The 22,136-nt window shown below is 59.9% G+C and carries 19 protein-coding genes; 10 read left to right on the top strand and 9 right to left on the bottom strand.

All coding sequences use genetic code 11. The features are described from left to right. Positions 1-71 precede the first annotated feature (71 nt). A complete protein-coding gene (locus tag AC1MEW_RS20055) occupies positions 72-1,310 on the bottom strand; it encodes an acyl-CoA dehydrogenase family protein (RefSeq protein WP_201257223.1) in 1,239 nt (412 codons plus the stop codon). Positions 1,311-1,678: 368 nt separating this feature from the next. Here AC1MEW_RS20055 and sfnG point away from each other — a divergent pair, with 368 nt between their 5' ends. Then, positions 1,679-2,773 (top strand): dimethylsulfone monooxygenase SfnG, encoded by a 1,095-nt coding sequence (gene sfnG, locus AC1MEW_RS20050; RefSeq protein WP_480423305.1) that lies wholly within the window; start codon positions 1,679-1,681, stop codon positions 2,771-2,773. Between the two features lie 120 nt (positions 2,774-2,893). Here the strand turns inward: sfnG and AC1MEW_RS20045 are convergent, their stop codons facing one another. Together AC1MEW_RS20045 and AC1MEW_RS20040 are read right to left on the bottom strand one after the other, a co-directional pair. Beyond that, complete coding sequence (locus tag AC1MEW_RS20045; RefSeq protein ID WP_201203757.1) at positions 2,894-3,373, bottom strand: nuclear transport factor 2 family protein; 480 nt, start codon at positions 3,371-3,373, stop codon at positions 2,894-2,896. Between the two features lie 57 nt (positions 3,374-3,430). Then, positions 3,431-3,994 (bottom strand): TetR/AcrR family transcriptional regulator, encoded by a 564-nt coding sequence (locus tag AC1MEW_RS20040; RefSeq protein WP_201205272.1) that lies wholly within the window; start codon positions 3,992-3,994, stop codon positions 3,431-3,433. A 218-nt stretch (positions 3,995-4,212) separates the two neighbouring features. Here AC1MEW_RS20040 and pssA point away from each other — a divergent pair, with 218 nt between their 5' ends. Together pssA and AC1MEW_RS20030 are read left to right on the top strand one after the other, a co-directional pair. Further along, positions 4,213-5,556, top strand: coding sequence for a CDP-diacylglycerol--serine O-phosphatidyltransferase (gene pssA / locus AC1MEW_RS20035; RefSeq protein ID WP_322268429.1), 1,344 nt, complete (start codon positions 4,213-4,215; stop codon positions 5,554-5,556). Between the two features lie 275 nt (positions 5,557-5,831). Then, a complete protein-coding gene (locus AC1MEW_RS20030; RefSeq protein WP_480423023.1) occupies positions 5,832-6,803 on the top strand; it encodes an IS110 family RNA-guided transposase in 972 nt (323 codons plus the stop codon). Between the two features lie 85 nt (positions 6,804-6,888). Here the strand turns inward: AC1MEW_RS20030 and efeO (AC1MEW_RS20025) are convergent, their stop codons facing one another. Genes efeO (AC1MEW_RS20025) through efeU form a run of 4 tightly spaced genes read right to left on the bottom strand, consistent with a single transcriptional unit; the run spans position 6,889 to position 11,105 of the window. Further along, positions 6,889-7,713 carry an iron uptake system protein EfeO gene (gene efeO / locus AC1MEW_RS20025; RefSeq protein ID WP_201203752.1) on the bottom strand — a complete coding sequence of 275 codons (825 nt, stop codon included), beginning with the start codon at positions 7,711-7,713 and terminating at the stop codon, positions 6,889-6,891. 24 nt (positions 7,714-7,737) lie between these two features. Then, positions 7,738-9,039: an iron uptake transporter deferrochelatase/peroxidase subunit gene (efeB, locus tag AC1MEW_RS20020; protein WP_201203750.1), complete on the bottom strand. Its 1,302-nt coding sequence runs from the start codon at positions 9,037-9,039 to the stop codon at positions 7,738-7,740. Positions 9,040-9,057: 18 nt separating this feature from the next. Beyond that, the gene (gene efeO / locus AC1MEW_RS20015) at positions 9,058-10,257 is read right to left on the bottom strand and encodes an iron uptake system protein EfeO (protein ID WP_201203748.1); all 1,200 of its coding nucleotides are present in this window, start codon (positions 10,255-10,257) and stop codon (positions 9,058-9,060) included. A gap of 8 nt (positions 10,258-10,265) precedes the next feature. Next, positions 10,266-11,105: an iron uptake transporter permease EfeU gene (gene efeU / locus AC1MEW_RS20010; RefSeq protein ID WP_201203747.1), complete on the bottom strand. Its 840-nt coding sequence runs from the start codon at positions 11,103-11,105 to the stop codon at positions 10,266-10,268. A gap of 271 nt (positions 11,106-11,376) precedes the next feature. Here efeU and AC1MEW_RS20005 point away from each other — a divergent pair, with 271 nt between their 5' ends. The 6 genes from AC1MEW_RS20005 to AC1MEW_RS19980 all read left to right on the top strand — a co-directional run bounded on the left by AC1MEW_RS20005 (position 11,377) and on the right by AC1MEW_RS19980 (position 18,494). Beyond that, positions 11,377-12,393 (top strand): AraC family transcriptional regulator, encoded by a 1,017-nt coding sequence (locus AC1MEW_RS20005; RefSeq protein ID WP_201257224.1) that lies wholly within the window; start codon positions 11,377-11,379, stop codon positions 12,391-12,393. A gap of 250 nt (positions 12,394-12,643) precedes the next feature. Then, entirely contained in the window at positions 12,644-14,308 is a 1,665-nt protein-coding gene (locus tag AC1MEW_RS20000) for an AMP-binding protein (RefSeq protein WP_201203745.1), read from the top strand. A gap of 16 nt (positions 14,309-14,324) precedes the next feature. Beyond that, a complete protein-coding gene (locus AC1MEW_RS19995) occupies positions 14,325-15,086 on the top strand; it encodes an SDR family NAD(P)-dependent oxidoreductase (RefSeq protein ID WP_480423300.1) in 762 nt (253 codons plus the stop codon). 12 nt (positions 15,087-15,098) lie between these two features. Beyond that, positions 15,099-16,292, top strand: coding sequence for an acetyl-CoA C-acyltransferase (locus AC1MEW_RS19990; RefSeq protein ID WP_480423298.1), 1,194 nt, complete (start codon positions 15,099-15,101; stop codon positions 16,290-16,292). Between the two features lie 163 nt (positions 16,293-16,455). Beyond that, entirely contained in the window at positions 16,456-17,583 is a 1,128-nt protein-coding gene (locus tag AC1MEW_RS19985; protein ID WP_480423296.1) for an acyl-CoA dehydrogenase, read from the top strand. A 137-nt stretch (positions 17,584-17,720) separates the two neighbouring features. After that, the gene (locus AC1MEW_RS19980) at positions 17,721-18,494 is read left to right on the top strand and encodes an enoyl-CoA hydratase (RefSeq protein ID WP_201203740.1); all 774 of its coding nucleotides are present in this window, start codon (positions 17,721-17,723) and stop codon (positions 18,492-18,494) included. 125 nt (positions 18,495-18,619) lie between these two features. Here AC1MEW_RS19980 and AC1MEW_RS19975 read toward each other — a convergent pair whose 3' ends face one another. Beyond that, complete coding sequence (locus AC1MEW_RS19975) at positions 18,620-19,771, bottom strand: acyl-CoA dehydrogenase family protein (protein ID WP_201257227.1); 1,152 nt, start codon at positions 19,769-19,771, stop codon at positions 18,620-18,622. Between the two features lie 3 nt (positions 19,772-19,774). Then, positions 19,775-20,881 carry an enoyl-CoA hydratase/isomerase family protein gene (locus AC1MEW_RS19970; RefSeq protein ID WP_201203736.1) on the bottom strand — a complete coding sequence of 369 codons (1,107 nt, stop codon included), beginning with the start codon at positions 20,879-20,881 and terminating at the stop codon, positions 19,775-19,777. Between the two features lie 447 nt (positions 20,882-21,328). Here AC1MEW_RS19970 and AC1MEW_RS19965 point away from each other — a divergent pair, with 447 nt between their 5' ends. After that, positions 21,329-22,108, top strand: coding sequence for a transporter substrate-binding domain-containing protein (locus tag AC1MEW_RS19965; protein ID WP_480423293.1), 780 nt, complete (start codon positions 21,329-21,331; stop codon positions 22,106-22,108). Positions 22,109-22,136: the final 28 nt, after the last annotated feature.

Here is a 22,136-nt window from a genome sequence, read left to right as displayed (position 1 = left end):
CGCTCCTACGGGGAACACGATCAACCGTAGGAGCGAGGCTTGCCCGCGAAGGCATCATCCCAGCCAATACATCACTTAACCTGAGGCCCATTCCCGATCTGCCACACAAACGGCGGCTCAGCCCCGTTAATTTCCCAATCCCCGATAATCCGGGCCTTGTAGATCACCGGGTTATGCGACGACACCGTCCGCGCATTGCGCCAATGCCGATCCAGGGATTTACCCTGACGAATATCCGACGCCCCGAGCGCATTGAACAGTTCGCTGGTAGCGCGTTGAATCAGTTCCGTCACCACCACTTGAGCCTTGGCCGATTCGATCTCTGCTGCAACATTCGCCGCCCGCTCCAACACCTCATCACCAGAGAAACGTGCCTCGTAAGCGCGCTGTGCCGGTTGTGCGGCTTTTAGCGTGCTGGCCTCGGCGGCATACACCAACGCCGAGATTTCCCCGACCACTTGCTGCACTTGCGAATCCTGACTGACATGCTGGGCGTTGCCATGGCTGTAGATGCGTTTGCGCTCGCGCACTTGATGCGCCACATCGCGCAACGCCGCGCGGCCGATCCCGGCGAGGGTCGCCAGCAGCACCAATTGATAGAACGCCGTCTGGTATTTGAAGCGGGTGGCGAAGTCGATGATGTTTTCGGCGTCCACTTCGGCATCGGTAAACCGCGACGTACCGCTGCCGGTGGTGCGCTGGCCGAAACCGTCCCAGTCATCGCTCTGCACAATGCCAGGCTGGCGGGTGCGCACCGCAGCAATCACGTCGCCGCCGGTATCGCTGCGCTGGGCGTAGACGTCGATCCAGTCAGAGAAAATGCTGCCGGTGCTGTAGAACTTCTCGCCGTTGAGCCGCCATTGATCGCCGTGGGGCGAGACTTTGGTGATCACATCGCCGATGGACACGCTGCCAATTTCGGTCCACGCGCAGCCGACGATGTCGCCGGCCACGAAGCGCTTGAACCAGACATCCCGAGCCGGGCCGGGCGCAGCGTTGAGGCGGTCCTCGGCAAACGCGAAATGTCCGCGCAAGGCTTGGGGGACGTTGGAATCGGCTTCGGCCAGTTCGATCAGCAGTTCAAATAATTGCGGGACCGAAGCACCGCCGCCGCCATATTCCACCGGGACCCGGATGGCACCGAAACCGGCGTCCTTGAGCCATTGGATGGGTTCGTAAGGCAGGCTGCGGGTTTGTTCGCGTTCAACGGCGCCGGCGGCGATTCGTTCGAAGATCGGCCGGAAGCGTGCGGCCAGGGTTTCGTAGTCGGTGCCGGTGGATAGGGGGTTGATAACGTGGTGTTCGGTCATGGGACGGTTCCTCGGGGCGGCAGTAAAAGGCTTTGAGTCTGCCAAGAGCGATTGCATGGTCCATGCCGAAGTTGTCAGGCCATGGTTTGTTGGAGGATGTAGGTTTTAACGAGGTATGAACTGTTGCTGTACCAACAGCGCAGCAGCAAATTGCCCCTGACACACCCTCGACCTATGGCAAAAGGCATTCCTGTGGAGAGGGAGTTTGCTCCCGCTTGAGTGCGCAGCGCTCACAATATTTTGGGGCCGCTGCGCAGCCCAGCGGGAGCAGGCTCCCTCGCCACAAGTGTCATACGCCACAAGGAATCAGTGCTGGCACGGTTGCTGCTCTGGTCCAAGGACTTCCCAAAAGTCCCGAGGACAAGCCTATGAGTCAGCAAGCCGTCAAATTTGCCTATTGGGTGCCGAACGTCAGCGGCGGGCTGGTAGTCAGCAAGATCGAGCAACGCACCCACTGGGGCATTGATTACAACCGCAAACTGGCGCAACTGGCCGAAGAGGCCGGGTTTGAATACGCCTTGACCCAGATTCGTTTCACCGCCGGTTACGGCGCCGAGTTCCAGCATGAATCGGTTGCCTTCAGCCACGCGCTGCTGGCGGCCACGACCAAACTCATGGTGATCGCCGCGATCCTGCCCGGCCCGTGGCAACCAGCGCTGGCGGCCAAGCAACTGGCGACCATCGATCAACTGACCAATGGCCGGGTGGCGGTGAACATTGTCAGCGGCTGGTTCAAGGGTGAATTCCAGGCAATCGGCGAGCACTGGCTGGAGCACGACGAGCGTTATCGCCGTTCGGAAGAATTCATCCGCTCGCTCAAGGGCATCTGGAGCCAGGACAACTTCACCTTTCGCGGCGACTTCTACCGCTTCGACAATTACAGCCTCAAGCCCAAGCCACTGGGTCAACCGGAAATCTTCCAGGGCGGCAGTTCCCGCGCCGCACGGGACATGGCGGCGCGGGTGTCGGACTGGTATTTCACCAACGGCAACACCCCCGAAGGCATCAAGGCTCAGGTCGACGACATTCGAACCAAGGCTGCGGTGAACAATCATTCGGTGAAGGTCGGGGTGAACGCTTTTGTCATTGCCCGTGACACCGAAGAGGAAGCGCGTGCGGTGTTGGCGCAGATCATCGACCAGGCCGATCCGGAAGCGGTGAATGCCTTTGGCGACGCAGCGAAACAGGCGGGCAGGGCGTCACCGGAAGGCGAGGGCAATTGGGCCAAGTCGACGTTTGAGGATCTGGTGCAGTACAACGACGGGTTCAAGACCAACCTGATCGGCACGCCGCAACAGATTGCCGAGCGCATTGTGGCGTTGAAAGCGGTGGGCGTGGATTTGGTGTTGGCGGGGTTCCTGCACTTCCAGGAAGAAGTGGAGTACTTCGGCAAACGCGTGTTGCCGTTGGTGCGTGAGCTAGAGGCCAAGGCCGGCGTGAAGCAGCAAGCTGCGATCGCCTAAACACCACAAACCCCTGCGGGAGCGGGCTTGCTCGCGAAAGCGGTGTGTCAGTCGACATTAATGTCTACTGACACGGCCTCTTCGCGAGCAAGCCCGCTCCCACATTGGAGCTGTGTGGAATTACAGACCGAGGTCCGACAGGCCCGGGTGATCGTCCGGACGACGTCCCAACGGCCAATGGAATTTACGGTCGCTTTCCTTGATCGGCAGGTCGTTGATGCAGGCGTAACGGTTGAACATCAGGCCTTGCTCATCGAACTCCCAGTTTTCGTTGCCGTAGGAGCGGAACCAGTTGCCCGAGTCGTCGTGCCATTCATAGGCGTAGCGCACGGCGATGCGGTTGCCGGTAAAGGCCCAGAGTTCCTTGATCAGTCGGTAATCCAACTCCTTGGCCCATTTACGGGTCAGGAAACCCTTGGCTTCTTCGCGGTTGTTGGCGAACTCGGCGCGGTTCCGCCATTTAGTGTCCAGGGTGTACGCCAGGGACACGCGCTGCGGGTCGCGGGAATTCCAGCCGTCTTCGGCCAGTCGAACTTTTTCGATGGCCGATTCACGGGTGAATGGCGGTAATGGCGGACGAACTTCGGCATTAGATGACATTTAAATGTCTCCTTCTCAAAGTAAAGTTCAAGCAAGTTGTCGGGCTTGATTAAGCGGTTACAGGTCCAATAACTTTCGCGCCATGCATTGCGCATTATCGGCGGCACTGTGATCACCCATCACAAGCGCAACGGTAATGGCACCATCGATCAGGATCAGCAGCTGTTGGGCCAATGCCTGCGGGTCGGTAGCGCCATGTTCGGTGCAGAGCTCGCGCACGTAGTCGAGCAGCTTTTGTTTATGCTCTTTGGCGACCAGCCGAACCGGGTCTTGCGGGTCGCCGGTTTCGCCGCTGGTGTTAATGAAGGCGCAGCCGCGAAAGCCTTCCGAGTCGAACCAGGCCTTGAGCACGGTAAACAGGTTAAGGAGCCGGTCGGCCGGGGTCGCGGCTTTATCGACTTCAGTCCTGAACCAGAGCATCCAGCGCACATCGCGGCGTTGCAGGGCCGCGACGGTGAGCTCCTCCTTGTTGGCGAAGTAGCGGTAGATACTCTTTCTGGAGACGCCGGCAGTTTTCACCAGGAGATCCATGCCGGTGGCTGCGATGCCACTTTTGTAGATCAGCTTTTCGGTGACGTCCAGAATGATGTCGCGTGTGTCGTTGCTAGTGATTTCGTTCATGCGACAAACAGTAGAACGATCGTTCTCCTTGGTCAAGCAGGTATTTGCATCGCACATGAAATCGCCATCGCGAGCAAGCTCGCTCCCACATTTAAAATGCATTCCCCCTGTGGGAGCGAGCTTGCTCGCGATGGCGGTATTACTGACACCGAGAAGACCCAAACCCACACATGGTGTAAGCTCTCGGGTTCTTCGGATTCGAACTTTTTGCGAGCCTTATGCCGTCGCTTTTCAAACGCTCTCTGCTGCCCAAACTGCGCAGTTTTCCGCTGACCGCCGATGCCGTGACCATTCTGTCCGGCGCCGCCGAGTACCGTCGTTGCCTGCTTGAGAAAATCGCCCAGGCGACCCAGCGCATTTATATCGTCGCGTTGTACTTGCAGCAGGACGAAGCCGGCCAGGAAATCCTCGATGCCTTGCACGCCGCCAAACTGGCGCGTCCGGAACTGGACGTGGTGGTGGTCGTCGACTGGCTGCGCGCCCAGCGTGGCTTGATCGGCGCCGGCAAGCAGCCGGGTAACTCGGCCTGGTATCAGGAAATGACCCGCACTCACGCAAGCGAAGTCCCGGTGTACGGCGTGCCGGTGCAAACCCGCGAGCTGTTCGGTGTGCTGCACTTGAAGGGTTTGGTGATCGACGATTGCGTGATCTACAGCGGCGCGAGCCTGAACAACGTTTACCTGCACAAATTCGACAAGTACCGCTACGACCGTTATCACCTGCTGCAGAACAGCGCGCTGGCCGATTCCATGCAGCACCTGATCCAGCACGGCCTGATCGCCTCCAAAGCGGTGCATCGCCTCGACCTGCCGAACCTGCCGACCACCCGCAGCCTGCGCAACGACATCGGCGACCTGCGCAGCCGTCTCAAACACGCGACCTACGACACCACCCAAGGCAGCACCGCCAAAGGTGAACTGTCGGTCAGCCCGTTGCTCGGCGTCGGCAAGAACAATCCGCTGAGCCGGGTGATTTGCGAGTTGATCGCCAGCGCCCAGCATCAGCTGACCATCTGCACGCCGTACTTCAACCTGCCGTTGGCGGTGACCCGGGAAGTCAACCGGGCCCTGGCACGTGGGGTGAAGATCGACATCATCGTCGGCGACAAGACCGCCAACGACTTCTACATCCCGCCGAGCGAGCCGTTCAAGGTGATCGCCGCGCTGCCGTACCTCTACGAGATCAGCTTGCGCCGCTTTGCCAAGCGTCATCAGCACAACATCGACAGCGGCCAGTTGAACCTGCATTTGTGGCGTGATGGCGACAACACCTATCACCTCAAGGGCATGTGGGTCGATCAGCGCTACACCTTGCTGACCGGCAACAACCTCAACCCGCGGGCGTTCCGTCTCGATCTGGAAAACGCCTTGCTGATTGATGACCCGAAAAGCGAGCTGATGGAGCCGCGCCGCAAAGAGCTGGCGGAGATCTTCGAGAACACCCGGCGTATCGAGCGTTACCTGGACCTGGAAACCCTGCCGGAATACCCGGGGGCGGTGGCCAAGTTTCTCAAGCGGGTGAGCCGAGTGCGGATCGAGCGATTGCTCTACCGGATGTTGTAAGCCCAAAAAGCAAAAGATCGCAGCCTCCGGCAGCTCCTTGTATCTCGACTATTGCTCCGTCAGGAGCGATAGTTCTCGACTGATCATCGAGGGAGGGACCTGGAAGCCGTGCAGCTCCTTAGGCTTTTTGCCTGTGACGTAGATCGTGCTCCAACCCTCCGCACTCACTCGTATAGTTCGAACGGTATCTTGGGCCCGCCTCTGGCTAGAGCCCGCATTCGCAAGGTCGGACAGAGTGCAGTGATGATCGCAATTGATCTGATTGGGAGAGTGTTATGTCCAGTTTCGTCGGCGTCGATGTCGCTAAAAACACCTTTGATATCGCTACACATCTGCCAAATGGCAAGCATAAAACCAAGGCCAAACTGGCTAACAATTCCAAGGGTTTCAAAGAGTTTGAAGTTTGGTTGCAGAAGCAGGCCGAGCCTTCGACCCTGATCGTGATGGAAGCGACCAGTGTCTATCATCTGGAGCTCGCCGAGTTCGTCTACAACAAGGGTTATCGGGTCTGCGTGGTGAATCCGGCCACGACTCACGCGTATGCGGGCAGCGAGTTACGTCGGATCAAAACCGACAAGAGTGATGCCAAGCTGATCGCCGACTTCGCTAAAGAAAAAAATGAAAAGCTCAAGCTTTGGGCTCCGGAACCGCTGAAGTTCCGCCAACTGAAGGCCATGGTTCGTCGCCTGGATGACCTTCAAGAGATGGAGCAAATGGAGCGTAATCGTCTGGACGTGTCCGACGAAAAGGTCAAAGAGTCGATCAACTCGGTGATTGGCCACATCGAAAAAGAAATCGTTGAAACCCACAAGGCGATCAAAAAACATATCGATGACGACCCCGACATGCGCCAGATGCGCGACTTGGTCGTGACCATCGACGGCATTGGCGAGAAAACGCTTGAGCGGTTGCTGGCTGAGCTGGGCGACCTGCGCAAGTACGACGACCCTCGAAAACTTGTCGCGGCTGCTGGCCTGAATCCAGAACTCCAGGAATCAGGGCTCCTCAAGGGCCGCAGCCCGATCTCGAAGATCGGCTCAGCGCGCTTGCGCGCAGGCCTATACATGCCGGGCTTGGTCGCGTTGCAACACAACAAAGCAATAATCGCCATGAAAGATCGCCTGAAGGCCAACGGCAAGGCCCCCAAGCAGATCATCTGTGCTGCCATGCGCAAGCTGCTGCATTACGTTTACGCAGTGCTCAAATCGGGCCAGCCATATGACCCTGAATTTGCGCTTGCTCGGTGAGATTCAAGACGGTATCTACATTAGAGGGTGTACACCCTGTAGGAGCTGCCGGAGGCTGCGATCTTTTCGCAAACAACGCCGATATTTAGTTCAGACCCAGCTTGCCACGCAGCGTCGACAAGTCTTCAGCCAAGGTGTTAACCGGGCCAACCAGCGCCTTACGGTCAGCCTCTTTCACTTTGTCATACGTTTCGAAACCGCCATCCTTGGTTTTGTACTTGGCCAGGATCTTGTTCACAGCAGCGAAGTTCTTGTCGACTTTGGCGACGAAGGCTTTGTCTTGCTGCTCGATCTGCGGACGGAACAGGTCGACGATTTTCTTCGCGCCGTCGATGTTGCCCTGGAAGTCATACAGGTCGGTGTGGCTGTAACGGTCTTCTTCACCGGAGATCTTGGTGGCAGCGACTTCTTCCAGCAGTGCAGCAGCACCGCCAACGACTTTTTCAGGCGGGAAGGTCAGGCCGGCAACGCGGGTTTGCAGGTCTTTGACGTCATTGTTCAGCTTGTCCGCCAGCGCGCCCAGGTCCTTGGTGCTCTTTTCCGAGAACAGGGTGTATTCGATGCGGTGGAAACCGGTGAAGTCATCGGCTTTCACGCCTTTTTCGTGGTCGTCGACACGGGAGTCGATGGACGCATCCAGGTCACTGAACAGCTCGGCAATCGGCTCGATCGACTCGTAGTAAACGCGGGTCGGTGCGTAGAGCTTTTGCGCGGTGGCCAGGTCGCCTTTTTTCACTGCATCAGTGAACTGTTGGGTGTGGCTGCCCAGTTGGTCCAGTTGTTCGGTGACGTAGATCTTGTAGTCCGAGACTGGCCCCACCAGATCCAGCGGCGCCGTCGCCGCGAAAGCCGAAAACGGGGTGTTGAGCAAGCCAAGGGTCAGCAGTAAAGCGAGTGGCGACTTTTTCATGGGACGGTACCGTGTTGGGGGTTGTTATGCGTTTGTTGTTGGTTGTGTAGCGTTCAGCAGCGAGCGACCGATAAAGTCCTTGTCGCCCGTCACACCCGGCAACGTGAAGAAGTACCCGCCGCCCACTGGCTTGAGGTATTCCTCCAACGGCTCGCCGTTGAGTCGGGTTTGTACGGTGATGAAGCCTTTTTGCAGGTCAGCCTGGTAGCAGATGAACAGCAGGCCCATTTCGAGTTGGCCGTTCTTGTTCACGCCGTTGGAGTAGTTGAACGGCCGGCGCAGGATCAGGTTGGCCTGGGTTTCGGCGGTGCGCGGGTTGGCCAGGCGAATGTGCGCGTCGAGCTTGGTCAGCTTGCCTTCAGGGTCCTTGGCGTAGTCCGGGACTTCGGTTTCGTGCTGGCAGCCCATGGGCGCGCCGGTGCTCTTGACCCGACCGAGGATGCTTTGCTGTTCCTGCAATGGCGTGCGGTCCCAGCGTTCGACGAAGTTGCGGATGATCCGCACGGCTTGGTAGCTGCCATTCGCGGCCCAGGCCGGTTCATCGCTGTCAGGCTGGACCCAGACGATCGCGTCCATGGCTTTGCCATCGTTGGAATCGGGGTTGGCCGAGCCATCGCGAAAACCAAGGAAGTTGCGCGCGCTCTGCGCCGGCACACCGGGTTTTGCCGGGGCTTGCGGCGGTACGCTGCCTTCCTGCTTCCAACGCACCAGCAGCAGGTCCGGCAGGTTTTTCACGATGTCACGCAGGGCGTGGATGTTGGTGTCGGTGGTGTTAGAGCAGAACTGCAAACTCAAGTCACCGTGGCAGCAATCGGCTTCCAGGGCATCGTTGGGGAAACCGACCATGCGGATCAGTCGCTTGGGTTTTGCACTGGCCAGGCCGAAGCGCTCGTCGAACAACGACTCGCCGACCGACACCGTAATAGTCAGGTTGTCCGGGGTGACCACCGGGCCGAGAATCCCCGAATCCACCGGCGGCAGTTTCGGATCAACCTGCGTGACTTCGCCGCCCTTCATCAGGAACGCGATGCGCTCGTTGAGGGTGCGGAACAGTCGCTCCAGGTCTTCACGATCGCTGGCCAACACATCGAACGACACCAACATGCCCGACGCCGGGCGCGGGGTGGTGATACCGGTCTGGTGCTTGCCATGGAAATCGTGGCGGTCTTCGGTCTTGTCGCTGCTCGGTGCTTCGGTAACCTGTGCAGGGCTGGCGGCGGCCATCGCCGGGCAGCTCAATGCAGTGCCGGCCAATGCGACACCGGCGGCGCCCATGCCCATTAATACGCGGCGACGCTGGGCTGAAAACTGTTCTAAATCTTTCATGTAAAAGGCGTCTTCTGCTTAAAGGCCGGAAAGGCCGAGGGCTGGATCGATTCCATCGAGTACGTCGGCCAAAGCCTTGGCCTTGTCAGCAATTTGCTTGCGCTGCTCGGCACTGACCGTGTCGTAGCTGGCGTAGCCATCCTTGACCTTGAGTCCGTTGAGTTCGGCGTCGAAAGCAGTGAGGGCCGCGTCGATTTTCGGCAACAGGTCGGCGGCGGACTTGGTCAGCAATGGCCGCAGCAGGTCGACGACTTTGCGCGCGGCATCGAGGTTGGCGGCGAAACCGTTCAGGTCGGTGTGGCTGTAGCGTTCTTCTTCGCCGCTGCTGGCGCGCACTTCGGCGATGCTCTTGAGATTGCGCACCACAATGCTCACCAGTTGCTCCGGCGGCAGCGACTGCGCGAGCAGTTGCTGTTTCAACGTGGTGATGTCGATGATCAATTGCATAGCCACCGGCGCCAGGGCGTCGAGTTTGCGTTGCTGAAACAGTGCGTATTCGAGGCGGTGGAAACCGACGAAGGCCGGGTCCTGTTCGCGTTTCTCGAAGTAATCGGCGCGGGCGTTGATTGCATTGTCCAGCTCGGCCAGACGCTGGGCGGCCGGGGCGATCCGTTGATAAGCGGCGCGGGCCGGCACGTAAAGGGCCTGGGCCTGGCTCAGATCGCCGGCTTCGATGGCTTGTTCAAGGGCGGTCACGGCTTTGATCAGCGCGCTGCTCTGGCTGCTCAGGTACACACGGAATTCCGACAGCGGACCGATAAACGCGACCATCGATGGACGCGCCTTGGCGGCGGCATCTGAGGCGGCGGTCGGGGTCACGTGCAAGGTGCCGCGCGGGTTGCTCAGCAAACCGCAGGTGATCGCGTAGTCGCCGGGCGCCAGGTTGGCGTTGATCACCTGGCTCAGGCCGGGCGCAATGTTTTCCCGTTCTTCGAGCACCAGCACGCCGTCGAGGATTTCCCATTCCACGGCACGGTCGGAGCGGTTGACGATGCGGAAACTGCTGCGCCCGGCCGGGACCGTCAGCGCATTCGGTTCGCAACTTTTAGGGTGAATGTTCACCACCACTTCGTCGTGGTTGGTCTGGCGCTTGGCAGCGGCCATTTTCGAGGCGTAGTAGAACAGGCCACCGGCGGCAATCATCACGATCACCGAACCGGCCACCGCCCAGCGCAACGCGCGGGGAGGGAAAGCCACGGGAGGAGTAGGCGTTGACATGAAAGCCCTTACTGGCTGGAAACGGAAGTTGCTTGCTTGGTGGGCTCGGCAGCCGGGAGGAAGAACATCACCAGCGCCACCACCAGATAAATCAGATACGCCCCGAGGGTGCTGACGGTCGGCGCGTCCTGGTAACCGAACATGCCGGCCAGCACCGAGCCCAGCGGGCCGTCCATCGGCAGCGTGGCGCTGAAGTCGAAGAGCACGGTTTGCAGGTGATTCCAGACGCCCGCTTCATGCAGCGCTTGCACCGAGTTGGAGAGGATGCCGGCGGCGACGACCAGGATGAACAAACCGGTCCAGCGGAAGAACGCGCCGAGGTTGAGGCGCATGCTACCGGTGTAGATCAGGAACCCAACGATGATCGCCAGAATCAGGCCGAGCAGGGCGCCGATCGGTGCGGCGGGGCCTTCACTCTGCTGAAACACCGCGAGCAGGAAGAACACCGTTTCCAGACCTTCCCGGGCCACGGCGAAAAACACCATAGCGATCAGCGCGGTGACCTGATGCTTGGAGCCGGCCAAGGCGTGATCGAGGGAGACATGCAGGGAATGCTTGATCGAACGCGCAACTTTGCGCATCCAGAACACCATGGAACTGAGGATGCCGACAGCCACCAAACCGACGATGCCTTCGAACAGTTCCTGTTGTTTCTGCGGGAATTCGGCGCTCATGAGTTCCAGGCCACCACCAACCAGCAAGGCCAGTGCAGCGGCGAGGAACACGCCGATCCACACGGCAGGCATCCACTGGCCGCGGCCGGTTTGCTTGAGGTAGCTGGCGATGATGCCAACGATCAGCGCGGCTTCAATGCCTTCGCGCAGCATGATCAGAAAGGGAACAAGCATTCAGCACCGTGGTGTCGTTAGAGAGGATGCTAATTTGTAACATAATGACACTCATTCTCAAACAAGTCTGATTGACTTTTATCTGAACCTAAGCTGAACGGCTCAAAAGATCACCTCCGTCCTTTGTGGGAGCGGGCTTGCTCGCGAAGGGGTTGTGTCAGTCGGCATTGATGTTGGCTGACACTCCGTCTTCGCGAGCAAGCCCGCTCCCACAGGGATCTGCGCTGGGCTAATATGCCCACCACTCCAAGAACAAGGCTCACCCCGCTAAATGTCGGAAAAAGACACCATCGCCATTCAACTGGTGCGTGAAGCCCTGTTGCAAAGTTGCGCCCCGGGGGCTGCCACCGAAGAGGTGTTGCACAAAGTCGGTATCGATCCGGCGCTGTTAAACTCGCCCGACGCCCGAGTCCCGGCCACCGCGTATGCACGGTTGTGGCGTCTGCTGGCCCGGCGCGGGGACGATGAGTTTTTCGGCATGGACCCGCGCCAGCTCAAATCCGGCAGCCTTGAGTTCTTGTGCCGCTGCGCCATGGTCCAACCGAACCTCGCCGCTGGGCTCACCTCGGGCCTGAGCTTTTTGTCGTTGATGCTCGAACACCTGCCCGCGCAACTGGTGCACCAGCAAAGCCTGGCCGAAATCGTCTTGCTGGAAGATGAGCAGGACCCGCGCCGGGCCTTTACCTATTTCACTTATTGGATGATCGTCCACGGCGTCGCCTGTTGGTTGGCGGGGCGGCGGATTCCGATTCTGGCCATCGAACTGCGCTGCCCGGCGCCGGATTTCTGCGATGACTATCAGGTGATGTTTTCCGAGAACCTGCGCTTCGACCGTCCCCGCACGCGGATGATTTTCGCCGCCGATTGCCTGGACCTGCCGATCAAGCGCAGCCCGGAAGAACTCAAACGGTTCCTGGCCCACGCACCGGCCAATATCCTGGTCAAATACCGCGACCCGGAAAGCCTGGCCAGCCGGATCAAACACGATCTGCGACAACTGCCCGCCGAGCAATGGCCGGAAACCGAGGCTTTGGCCCAGCAACTGTGTATGTCGGCCTCGACCCTGAGGCGGCGTCTGGCTGAAGAAGGGCAGACTTGGCAGGGCCTGAAGGACAGCGTGCGCAAGGAATTGGCCATCGTCTGGCTGGCAGAACCTTCGATCAGCTTTGCCGAGATTGCGGCGCGGTTAGGGTTTGCCGATACGAGTTCGTTTTATAAGGCGTTTCGCAAGTGGTCAGGGTCGAATCCGGGGCATTACCGGAGTTTGATTCTTAACGAAGCGAGCTGAGCCAGCACTTGCGTTGATGGGGCCGGCCTCTTCGCGGGCAAGCCTCGCTCCTACAGGGATCGCGTAAACCCTGTAGGAGCGAGGCTTGCCCGCGAAGACGCCTGACCAGACAACACACCTCTCAAATTTTGGCCAAACCAGTCACGCAACTTGATAGCTTTGACCATTGCCCCACACCCCGCGCAGCGCGAGTATTCCTGTGTTAATTACGGTTCCCCCAACCTAATAAAAATGCAGAGGGATTCTGGCAATGCGCGATTACTTGTCTGCTACATCACCGTTCGATTACCAGCACACTGTGGAGGCCGCACTTGCCGGCGATTTGACTGCGCTTAACGCCTGCGTCGAGTGTTGCGACCGTCACGCGTTGCCAGGTCGCATCGCGCTGTTCTGGGAGGGTCGTGACGGCGCAAGCGCGACGTACACCTTCAGCGATTTGCAGGACAAGGCTGCGCGTTTCGCCAATTTCCTTCTCACACAGGGCGTGCAGAAGGGTGACAAGGTCGCCGGCCTGCTGCCACGCAACATTGAATTGCTGATCACTGTATTCGCCACCTGGCGCATCGGCGCGGTCTATCAGCCGCTGTTTACCGCGTTCGGCCCGAAAGCCATCGAACATCGCTTGAACAGCTCCGGTGCCAAAGTGGTCGTGACTGACGCGGTCAATCGGCCGAAACTCGCTGAAGTCGCCGATTGCCCAACCATCGTTACCGTTGGCGGCGCTAAAGGGCAGGGGATTGTCCGTGGCGATTACAGTTTCTGGGCCGAACAAGCCAATTATTCCCCCGAGTGCGAACCGGTACTGATGACCGGCGAAGACCCATTCCTGCTGATGTTCACCTCGGGCACCACCGGCCCGTCGAAAGCGCTGTCGGTACCGCTTAAAGCCATCGTCGCTTTCCAGAGTTACACCCGCGACGCCGTGGACTTGCGCCCGGAAGACGCGTTCTGGAACGTTGCCGATCCGGGCTGGGCTTATGGCATTTACTTCGGCGTGACCGGGCCGATGTCGATGGGGCACCCGATCACCTTCTACGATGGCCCGTTCACCCTCGAAAGCACCTGCCGGGTGATCAACAAATACAACATCACCAACCTGACCGGCTCGCCGACCGCTTACCGTCTGCTGATTGCCGGTGGCAACGAATTCGCTCGATCGATCAAAGGCAAGTTGCGCATCGTCAGCAGCGCCGGCGAGCCGCTGAACCCGGAAGTGATCCGCTGGTTCGCCGACAACCTCGACGTGGTTATCCACGACCACTACGGCCAGACCGAGCTCGGCATGGTCCTGTGCAACCACCACGGCCTGAAGCACCCGATCCACATGGGCGCCGCCGGTTTTGCTTCGCCTGGCCATCGGATTGTGGTGCTTGATGACGACTACAACGAACTGAGCGTCGGCCAGCCGGGCATTCTGGCCATCGACCGTACCCAGTCGCCGATGTGCTGGTTCAACGGCTACGAAGGCGCCCCGACCAAGGCCTTCGTCGGCAACTATTACCTGAGCGGCGACACCGTCGAGTGGAACCCGGACGGCAGCATCAGCTTCGTCGGCCGTAGCGACGACGTGATCACCACCTCCGGCTACCGCGTCGGCCCGTTCGACGTCGAAAGCGCGTTGATCGAACACCCGGCCGTGATCGAAGCCGCAGTGGTCGGCAAACCCGATCCGGAACGCACCGAACTGGTCAAAGCCTTCGTGGTGATTGGCGAGCAATACCGCGCCACGCCGGAACTGGCCGAAGAACTGCGCCAACACGTGCGCAAGCGCCTGGCCGCGCACTCGTACCCCCGTGAAATCGAATTTGTCAGCGAGTTGCCGAAAACCCCAAGCGGCAAATTGCAGCGCTTTATCTTGCGCAACCAGGAAATCGCCAAGGCTCAAGAGGCCGCGGCTCACAAAGCTTCTGCTTGAATCGAAGGAAACAATGATGCAGATCGAAAACAAGGTTTTTCTCGTCACCGGCGGCGCATCTGGCCTCGGTGCCGCCACCGCTGAAATGCTGGTGGCTGCCGGCGCCAAGGTGATGCTGGTGGACATGAACGCCGAAGCCGTCGCGGCCCAGGCTGAGCGTCTCGGCGCACACAGCGTCGTGGCCGACATCAGCAACGAAGCCGCTGCCGAAGCCGCCGTCGCCGCGACGGTGAAAGCCTTCGGTGGCCTGCACGGTCTGGTGAACTGCGCCGGCATCGTCCGTGGCGAGAAGATTCTCGGAAAAACTGGCCCGCACGCCTTGGCCAGTTTCAGCCAGGTGATCAACGTCAATTTGATCGGCAGCTTCAACATGCTGCGCCTGGCCGCAGCAGCCATCGCCGAAACCGAAGCGGACGCTGATGGCGAACGCGGCGTGATCATCAACACTGCTTCGGCAGCAGCTTACGACGGCCAGATCGGCCAGGCAGCGTATGCCGCCTCGAAAGGCGCGATTGTCAGCCTGACCTTGCCCGCCGCCCGTGAACTGGCGCGCTTCGGCATCCGTGTGATGACCATCGCGCCGGGCATCTTCGAAACCCCGATGATGGCCGGCATGACCCCGGAAGTCCGCGCGTCCCTGGCCGCTGGGGTACCGTTCCCGCCGCGTCTGGGCAAGCCGGGCGAATATGCCGCGCTGGTCAGGCATATCATTGAAAACAGCATGCTCAACGGCGAGGTGATCCGTCTCGACGGTGCCTTGCGTATGGCCGCCAAGTAAGGAGGATTTTTCATGAGCCTTTCCAACGATCCGATTGTTATTGTCAGCGCCGTCCGCACCCCGATGGGCGGCTTCCAGGGCGAACTGAAAAGCCTGACCGCGCCGCAGCTCGGCGCCGCCGCGATCAAGGCTGCGGTTGAACGCGCCGGTGTCGCCTCAGATGCCGTCGACGAAGTCCTGTTCGGTTGCGTGTTGCCCGCCGGCCTCGGCCAGGCGCCTGCGCGCCAGGCAGCACTGGGCGCCGGGCTGGATAAATCGACCCGTTGCACCACCGTAAACAAAATGTGCGGTTCCGGCATGGAAACCACCATCCTCGCCCATGACATGCTCGTCGCCGGCAGTGCCGACGTGGTGATCTCCGGCGGCATGGAAAGTATGTCCAACGCGCCATACCTGCTGGACCGCGCCCGTAGCGGTTATCGCATGGGCCATGGCCGGGTGCTGGATTCGATGTTCCTTGATGGTCTGGAGGATGCCTACGACAAGGGCCGCCTGATGGGGACCTTCGCCGAAGATTGCGCCGAGGCCAACGGTTTCACCCGTGAAGCCCAGGATGCGTTTGCCATCGCTTCGACGACTCGCGCCCAACAAGCGATCAAGGACGGCAGCTTCAAGGCTGAAATCGTGCCGCTGACCGTCACCGTCGGCAAAGAACAAGTGCTGATCAGCCACGACGAACAGCCACCGAAAGCCAAACTCGACAAGATCGCCTCGCTGAAACCGGCGTTCCGCGAGGGCGGCACTGTGACAGCGGCCAACTCCAGCTCGATCTCCGACGGCGCGGCGGCACTGGTGTTGATGCGTCGATCCGAAGCGCAGAAACGCGGCCTCAAGCCATTGGCGGTGATTCACGGCCACGCGGCGTTTGCCGATACACCGGGCCTGTTCCCGGTGGCGCCGGTGGGTGCGATCAAGAAACTGATGAAGAAAACTGGCTGGTCCCTGGACGAAGTCGAGTTGTTTGAGGTGAACGAAGCGTTCGCCGTGGTCAGTCTGGTGACCATGTCCAAACTGGAAATCCCCCATGAGAAGGTCAACGTTCACGGCGGCGCTTGCGCCTTGGGCCACCCGATTGGTGCGTCCGGCGCGCGAATTCTCGTGACCTTGCTCTCGGCCCTGCGCCAGAAAGGCCTGAAGCGCGGCGTTGCAGCGATCTGCATTGGCGGCGGTGAAGCGACGGCCATGGCCGTGGAATGCCTGTATTGAGACTGACGCTATCCCCATGTGGGAGCGGGCTTGCTCGCGAAGAGGCCGTGTCAGTCGACTTAAATGCTGAATGACACACCGCATTCGCGAGCAAGCCCGCCCCCACAGGTCCGGCGTTTCAACCAGGCATTTTGTGCGAAAGGCTCATATTTAAGGATTTGCCATGATTCCCAATGACGAACAACTGCAGATCAGCGAAGCGGCCCGGCAATTCGCCCAGGAACGGCTGAAACCGTTCGCCGCCGAATGGGACCGCGAGCATCGCTTCCCGAAAGAAGCCATCGGCGAAATGGCCGAGCTGGGCTTCTTCGGCATGTTGGTGCCGGAAGACTGGGGCGGTTGCGACACCGGTTACCTGGCCTACGCCATGGCCCTGGAAGAAATCGCCGCGGGCGACGGCGCGTGCTCGACGATCATGAGCGTGCACAACTCGGTGGGTTGCGTGCCGATCCTCAAGTACGGCACCGACGATCAGAAAGAACGCTTCCTCAAACCACTGGCCAGCGGTTCGATGCTCGGCGCCTTTGCCTTGACCGAACCGCAAGCAGGTTCCGACGCCAGCGGCCTGAAAACCCGCGCCCGGCTGGAAGGCGATTACTACGTACTCAACGGCTGCAAACAGTTCATCACCTCCGGGCAGAACGCCGGGGTGGTGATTGTCTTCGCCGTAACTGACCCGAGCGCCGGTAAACGCGGGATCACCGCGCTGATCGTGCCCACTGATTCGCCGGGCTACAAAGTCGCGCGGGTCGAGGACAAACTCGGGCAGCACGCCTCCGACACTTGCCAGATCCTCTTTGAAGACGTGAAGGTCCCAGTGGCCAACCGCTTGGGCGAGGAGGGCGAAGGTTACCGAATCGCCCTGGCCAACCTCGAAGGCGGACGCGTAGGCATCGCTTCGCAATCGGTGGGCATGGCACGCGCCGCGTTTGAAGCGGCCCGTGACTACGCCCGCGAGCGCGAGAGTTTCGGCAAGCCGATCATCGAACACCAAGCTGTCGCGTTCCGTCTGGCGGACATGGCGACCCAAATCGCCGTCGCCCGGCAGATGGTGCATTACGCTGCCGCGCTGCGTGACAGCGGCAAACCGGCCTTGGTCGAAGCTTCGATGGCCAAGCTGTTTGCCTCGGAAATGGCCGAGAAGGTTTGCTCCGCCGCGTTGCAAACCCTCGGCGGTTACGGTTACCTGAACGACTTCCCGCTGGAGCGGATCTACCGCGACGTACGGGTGTGCCAGATCTACGAAGGCACCAGCGATATTCAGCGCATGGTTATTTCGCGCAATCTTTGAGAAGACCCCCCGTAGGAGCTGCCGCAGGCTGCGATCTTTTGACGTTGATTTTAAAAAGCGAGATCAAAAGATCGCAGCCTCGTTTCACTCGGCAGCTCCTACAGGGGATCGAGCCTTATGCAAAACAGGAGTTATTTATGAGTTACGAAACGATTTTGCTGGAAACCCACGGTCGTGTAGGCCTGATTACCCTCAACCGTCCGCAAGCCTTGAACGCGTTGAACGCGCAGATTGTCAGCGAGCTGAACCACGCCCTCGATGGCCTGGAAGCTGATTCGAACATCGGCTGCATCGTGCTGACCGGCTCGAAAAAAGCCTTCGCCGCCGGTGCCGACATCAAGGAAATGGCCGAGCTGACCTACCCGCAAATCTACCTCGACGACCTGTTCAGCGACAGCGATCGCGTGGCCAACCGCCGCAAGCCGATCATCGCCGCCGTCAACGGCTTCGCCCTCGGTGGTGGCTGTGAACTGGCGCTGATGTGCGACTTCATCCTGGCCGGCGATAACGCCAGATTTGGCCAACCGGAAATCAACCTCGGCGTGCTGCCGGGCATGGGCGGCACCCAGCGCCTGACCCGCGCCGTGGGCAAGGCCAAGGCCATGGAAATGTGCCTTAGCGGCCGCTTGATCGATGCGGTGGAAGCGGAGCGTTGCGGGATTGTCGCGCGGATCGTGCCGGCGGATGAGTTGCTGGAAGAAGCGCTGAAAGTCGCGACGCTGATTGCCAAGAAGTCGCTGCCGATTGCGATGATGGTCAAGGAAAGCGTGAACCGGGCGTTTGAAGTCAGCCTGTCAGAAGGTGTGCGCTTTGAGCGTCGGGTGTTCCATGCGGCATTTGCGACGCAGGATCAGAAGGAAGGGATGGCGGCGTTTATTGCCAAGCGTGAGGCGGAGTTCGTCGGAAAGTAGTTCGGCGTATCCAATGACGCCATCGCGAGCAAGCTCGCTCCCACATTTGGTCTCTGGTGGACACAGCATTTTTGAACACCAGAGAACCCTGTGGGAGCGAGCTTGCTCGCGATGTTTTTAGGGCTTCACACCAAGTAGTTTTTCAACTCCCGGGCAATCACCATCCGCTGTATCTCGCTCGACCCTTCATAAATCTGCGTAATCCGCGCATCCCGGTAGTAACGCTCCACCGGGTAATCCTCCAAATATCCATATCCGCCATGAATCTGCATCGCCGAAGAACAGACTTTCTCGGCCATTTCCGATGCAAACAATTTGGCCTGTGAGGCCTCCGACAGACACGGTTTGCCGGCACTGCGCAACCGCGCAGCGTGCAGGATCAGCAAGCGTGCGGCGTTCAACCGCGTGTGCATGTCCGCCAGCATATTGGCGATGCTCTGGTGCTCGTTGATCGGTTTGCCGAACTGCACCCGATCCCGGGAGTAGGCCAGCGCCGCTTCAAATGCTGCACGGGCGATGCCCAACGCTTGCGCGGCGATGCCGATGCGGCCGCCTTCGAGGTTGGAGAGGGCGATGGCCAGGCCTTTGCCGCGATCACCCAGCAGGTTGGCTTCTGGGATGGTGCAGTTGCTCAGGGTTACTGCGCAGGTATCGGAAGCGCGAATGCCCATTTTGTGTTCGGTGCGATCAACGATAAAACCAGCGGTGTCGGTCGGCACGAGGAATGCCGAGATGCCTTTCTTGCCCAGGTCCGGATCAGTCACCGCAAACACAATCGCCAGTTTCGCCCGCTTGCCGTTGCTGACGAACTGCTTGGCGCCATTGATCACCCACTGGCCATCCCGCAGTTCGGCGCGGGTGCGCAGGTTGTGGGCTTCGGAACCGGCTTGCGGTTCGGTCAGGCAGAAGCAGCCGATGGCTTGACCGCTGGCCAGGTCCGGCAGCCAGGTTTTTTTCTGTGCTTCAGTGCCGTAATTCAGCACCGGCCCGCAACCCACCGAGTTGTGGATGCTCATCAACGCGCCAGTAGCGCCGTCGCCAGCCGAAATCTCTTCCACGGCCAAGGCGTAGGCGACGTAATCGACATAGGTGCCGCCCCATTCCTCGGGCACGACCATGCCCAGTAGACCCAGCTCCCCCATCTTCGCCACCAGACCGTCATCGATCCAGCCAGCCTTTTCCCAGGCTTGTGCGTGGGGCGCGATTTCGCCACGGGCGAAGTCCCGGGCCATATCGCGGATCATCACTTGCTCTTCGCTCAATTCAATATCGTGCATGGCTCAGCTCCCGCTCTGCTCAAAACCTGTGAAGAAACTCTCGACGTGCTCGGCGTGCAGCGCCTGCAGGGTCGGCGGGTTCCAGCGCGGGTTCTTGTCTTTGTCGATCAACAAGGCGCGCACGCCTTCGATCAGGTCGCCGCGCTCGAACCACTGGCGGTCCAGGTGCAGTTCAAGGGCGAAGCATTGTTCAAGGCTCAAGTGGCGGCCGCGACGGAGCATTTCCAGGGTCACGCCCATGGCCAGCGGCGAACGGCTTTCCAGCAGATCGGCGGTGGTTTTCGCCCATTCGTGACTGTCGGCGACGGTCACTTCGCGTAGTTGTTCCACAATACTCGCCACGTCCGGCAGGGCGAAGAAGTGGTCGATGGCCGGGCGCAGCGCAATCAATGGCGCGTCAGGCAGTTGCTGCGTGGCGAGCTTGGCCAGCACACCTTGCAGGTCCTTGAGCGGTGTTTCGTGCCATTGGAGGTGATCGAGTTGTTCGTCCAGGGTGCCGAGTTTATCGCTTTCCAGGTACCAGTCGGCCAAGCCGCAATACAGCGCATCGGCGGCGCGGATCTGCACGCCGCTGACACCGAGGTATATCCCCAGCTCACCAGGAATCCGCGGCAGGAAGTAGCTGCCGCCCACGTCCGGGAAGTAACCGATGGCCACTTCCGGCATCGCCAGGCGACTGCGCTCGGTCACCACCCGCATATCCGCGCCTTGCACCAGGCCCATGCCGCCGCCCAGTACAAAGCCGTCCATCAAGGCCAGGACCGGTTTGCAGTAATTGTGGATAGCGAGGTCGAGGGCGTATTCCTCGACGAAGAAGTCTTCGTGCAGGCTGTCGCCGTTTTTGAAGCTGTCGTACAGCGAGCGGATGTCGCCACCGGCACAGAACGCTTTCTCACCAGCGCCGCGCAGCACCACTGCGTTGACCTGTGAATCCTCGGCCCAGGCGTCGAGCTGGTTCTGCAGGCGGCGGACCATGTCCAGGGTGAGGGCGTTGAGGCCGGCGGGGCGATTGAGGGTCAGGTGGCCGATGTGGTTGCGAACCTCGGCCAGCACTTCGTTTGTCGTGGCATCCCTGGCTTGAGCCTGCGGAGATGGAACCTGAGCAGTCATCGATAACTCCCTGCTTTTATTGTTCTTTATAGAGAAGCTCGCGCGCGAGCGATGCTGGATCGTATCAGTGCAAATTTGTGATGTACAACCGGCATACGTGCAGGTCCCGTCTGCATTTTTGCAATGCCGGTGATGAATGTGCGCGCCAATACGCCCGCCGGTGACCTTCGCGACCGAATCGGCTGTGTGAACAGCTCAAACAGCGCAAGCGGGGTGTCTGCGCCGGCCCTTACGACACCAGCAGCCAATCGTCTGTTGGCATTCTGGCTGCGGGTTTGAAGCCGTCTGTGCCGAGGGTTTCAGGCCGGGTGTCGGCTGCGGGGCACCCTGTGCAAAACAATAAGAACGCTGTTGCGGTGCGAGCCGCATCGACTCTCTGTTCCTGCCCATAAAGGTAGCCGGGTTCGCCAGGCTGCGATAACTCCAAACAAATCGGGACTCAAGAAGATGAAAACTGGATGGCTGACCTTATCGGTATTGGCTTTGCTGTGCTGCACCACCGGCGCCAACGCCAAAGAATGGAAAGAGCTGCGCTTCGGCGTCAACCCAAGCTACCCACCGTTTGAATCGACCACCGCTGATGGCGGCGTGCAAGGCTTTGGCGTGGATCTGGGCAATGCAATCTGCGCCGAACTTAAGTTGACCTGCGTCTGGGTCAGCAATGACTTCGACGGGCTGATCCCGGCACTGAAGGCCGGCAAGTTCGACGCCATCGAATCGTCAATGACCGTCACCGAAGCGCGCAAGAAACAGATCGACTTCACCGATCGTCTGTACGCCGGCCCGACCGCCATCGTCACCCGCAAGGATTCCGGCTTGCTGCCGACCGCCGAGTCGCTGCACGGCAAGACCATTGGTTACATGCAAGGCACCATCCAGGAAACCTACGCCCGAGCCAAACTGGCGCCCGGCGGCGTGAAACTGCGCGCTTATCAGAATCAGGATCAGGTCTACGCCGACCTGGTGTTCGGGCGCCTAGACGCGTCGATCCAGGACAAGATGCAAGCGCAAATGAGCTTCCTGACTTCACCTCAAGGCGCTGACTTCAAGAACAGTGAAGGCATCAGCGATCCGCTGGTGCCGTCGGACATCGCCATTGGCATCCGCAAGGACAACGAAGAACTCAAAGGCATGCTCAATGCCGCCATCAAGGCCCTGCACGACAAGGGCATCTACGCACAGATCCAGCAGAAGCACTTCGGCGATCTGGACCTCTACAACAACTGATCCTCGCGCCCCGAGCGCTGTGCCGCGG

This window comes from Pseudomonas sp. ASL4 (assembly GCF_056680395.1).
Note: the sequence above shows the minus strand (reverse complement) of the source record. Positions and strands in the feature narration are given on the sequence as shown.

Coding starts and splice junctions, on each gene's coding strand:
- AC1MEW_RS20055 (WP_201257223.1), bottom strand. CDS start 1,310: ATGACCGAACACCACGTTATCAACCCCCTATCCACCGGCACCGACTAC.
- sfnG (WP_480423305.1), top strand. CDS start 1,679: ATGAGTCAGCAAGCCGTCAAATTTGCCTATTGGGTGCCGAACGTCAGC.
- AC1MEW_RS20045 (WP_201203757.1), bottom strand. CDS start 3,373: ATGTCATCTAATGCCGAAGTTCGTCCGCCATTACCGCCATTCACCCGT.
- AC1MEW_RS20040 (WP_201205272.1), bottom strand. CDS start 3,994: ATGAACGAAATCACTAGCAACGACACACGCGACATCATTCTGGACGTC.
- pssA (WP_322268429.1), top strand. CDS start 4,213: ATGCCGTCGCTTTTCAAACGCTCTCTGCTGCCCAAACTGCGCAGTTTT.
- AC1MEW_RS20030 (WP_480423023.1), top strand. CDS start 5,832: ATGTCCAGTTTCGTCGGCGTCGATGTCGCTAAAAACACCTTTGATATC.
- efeO (WP_201203752.1), bottom strand. CDS start 7,713: ATGAAAAAGTCGCCACTCGCTTTACTGCTGACCCTTGGCTTGCTCAAC.
- efeB (WP_201203750.1), bottom strand. CDS start 9,039: ATGAAAGATTTAGAACAGTTTTCAGCCCAGCGTCGCCGCGTATTAATG.
- efeO (WP_201203748.1), bottom strand. CDS start 10,257: ATGTCAACGCCTACTCCTCCCGTGGCTTTCCCTCCCCGCGCGTTGCGC.
- efeU (WP_201203747.1), bottom strand. CDS start 11,105: ATGCTTGTTCCCTTTCTGATCATGCTGCGCGAAGGCATTGAAGCCGCG.
- AC1MEW_RS20005 (WP_201257224.1), top strand. CDS start 11,377: ATGTCGGAAAAAGACACCATCGCCATTCAACTGGTGCGTGAAGCCCTG.
- AC1MEW_RS20000 (WP_201203745.1), top strand. CDS start 12,644: ATGCGCGATTACTTGTCTGCTACATCACCGTTCGATTACCAGCACACT.
- AC1MEW_RS19995 (WP_480423300.1), top strand. CDS start 14,325: ATGCAGATCGAAAACAAGGTTTTTCTCGTCACCGGCGGCGCATCTGGC.
- AC1MEW_RS19990 (WP_480423298.1), top strand. CDS start 15,099: ATGAGCCTTTCCAACGATCCGATTGTTATTGTCAGCGCCGTCCGCACC.
- AC1MEW_RS19985 (WP_480423296.1), top strand. CDS start 16,456: ATGATTCCCAATGACGAACAACTGCAGATCAGCGAAGCGGCCCGGCAA.
- AC1MEW_RS19980 (WP_201203740.1), top strand. CDS start 17,721: ATGAGTTACGAAACGATTTTGCTGGAAACCCACGGTCGTGTAGGCCTG.
- AC1MEW_RS19975 (WP_201257227.1), bottom strand. CDS start 19,771: ATGCACGATATTGAATTGAGCGAAGAGCAAGTGATGATCCGCGATATG.
- AC1MEW_RS19970 (WP_201203736.1), bottom strand. CDS start 20,881: ATGACTGCTCAGGTTCCATCTCCGCAGGCTCAAGCCAGGGATGCCACG.
- AC1MEW_RS19965 (WP_480423293.1), top strand. CDS start 21,329: ATGAAAACTGGATGGCTGACCTTATCGGTATTGGCTTTGCTGTGCTGC.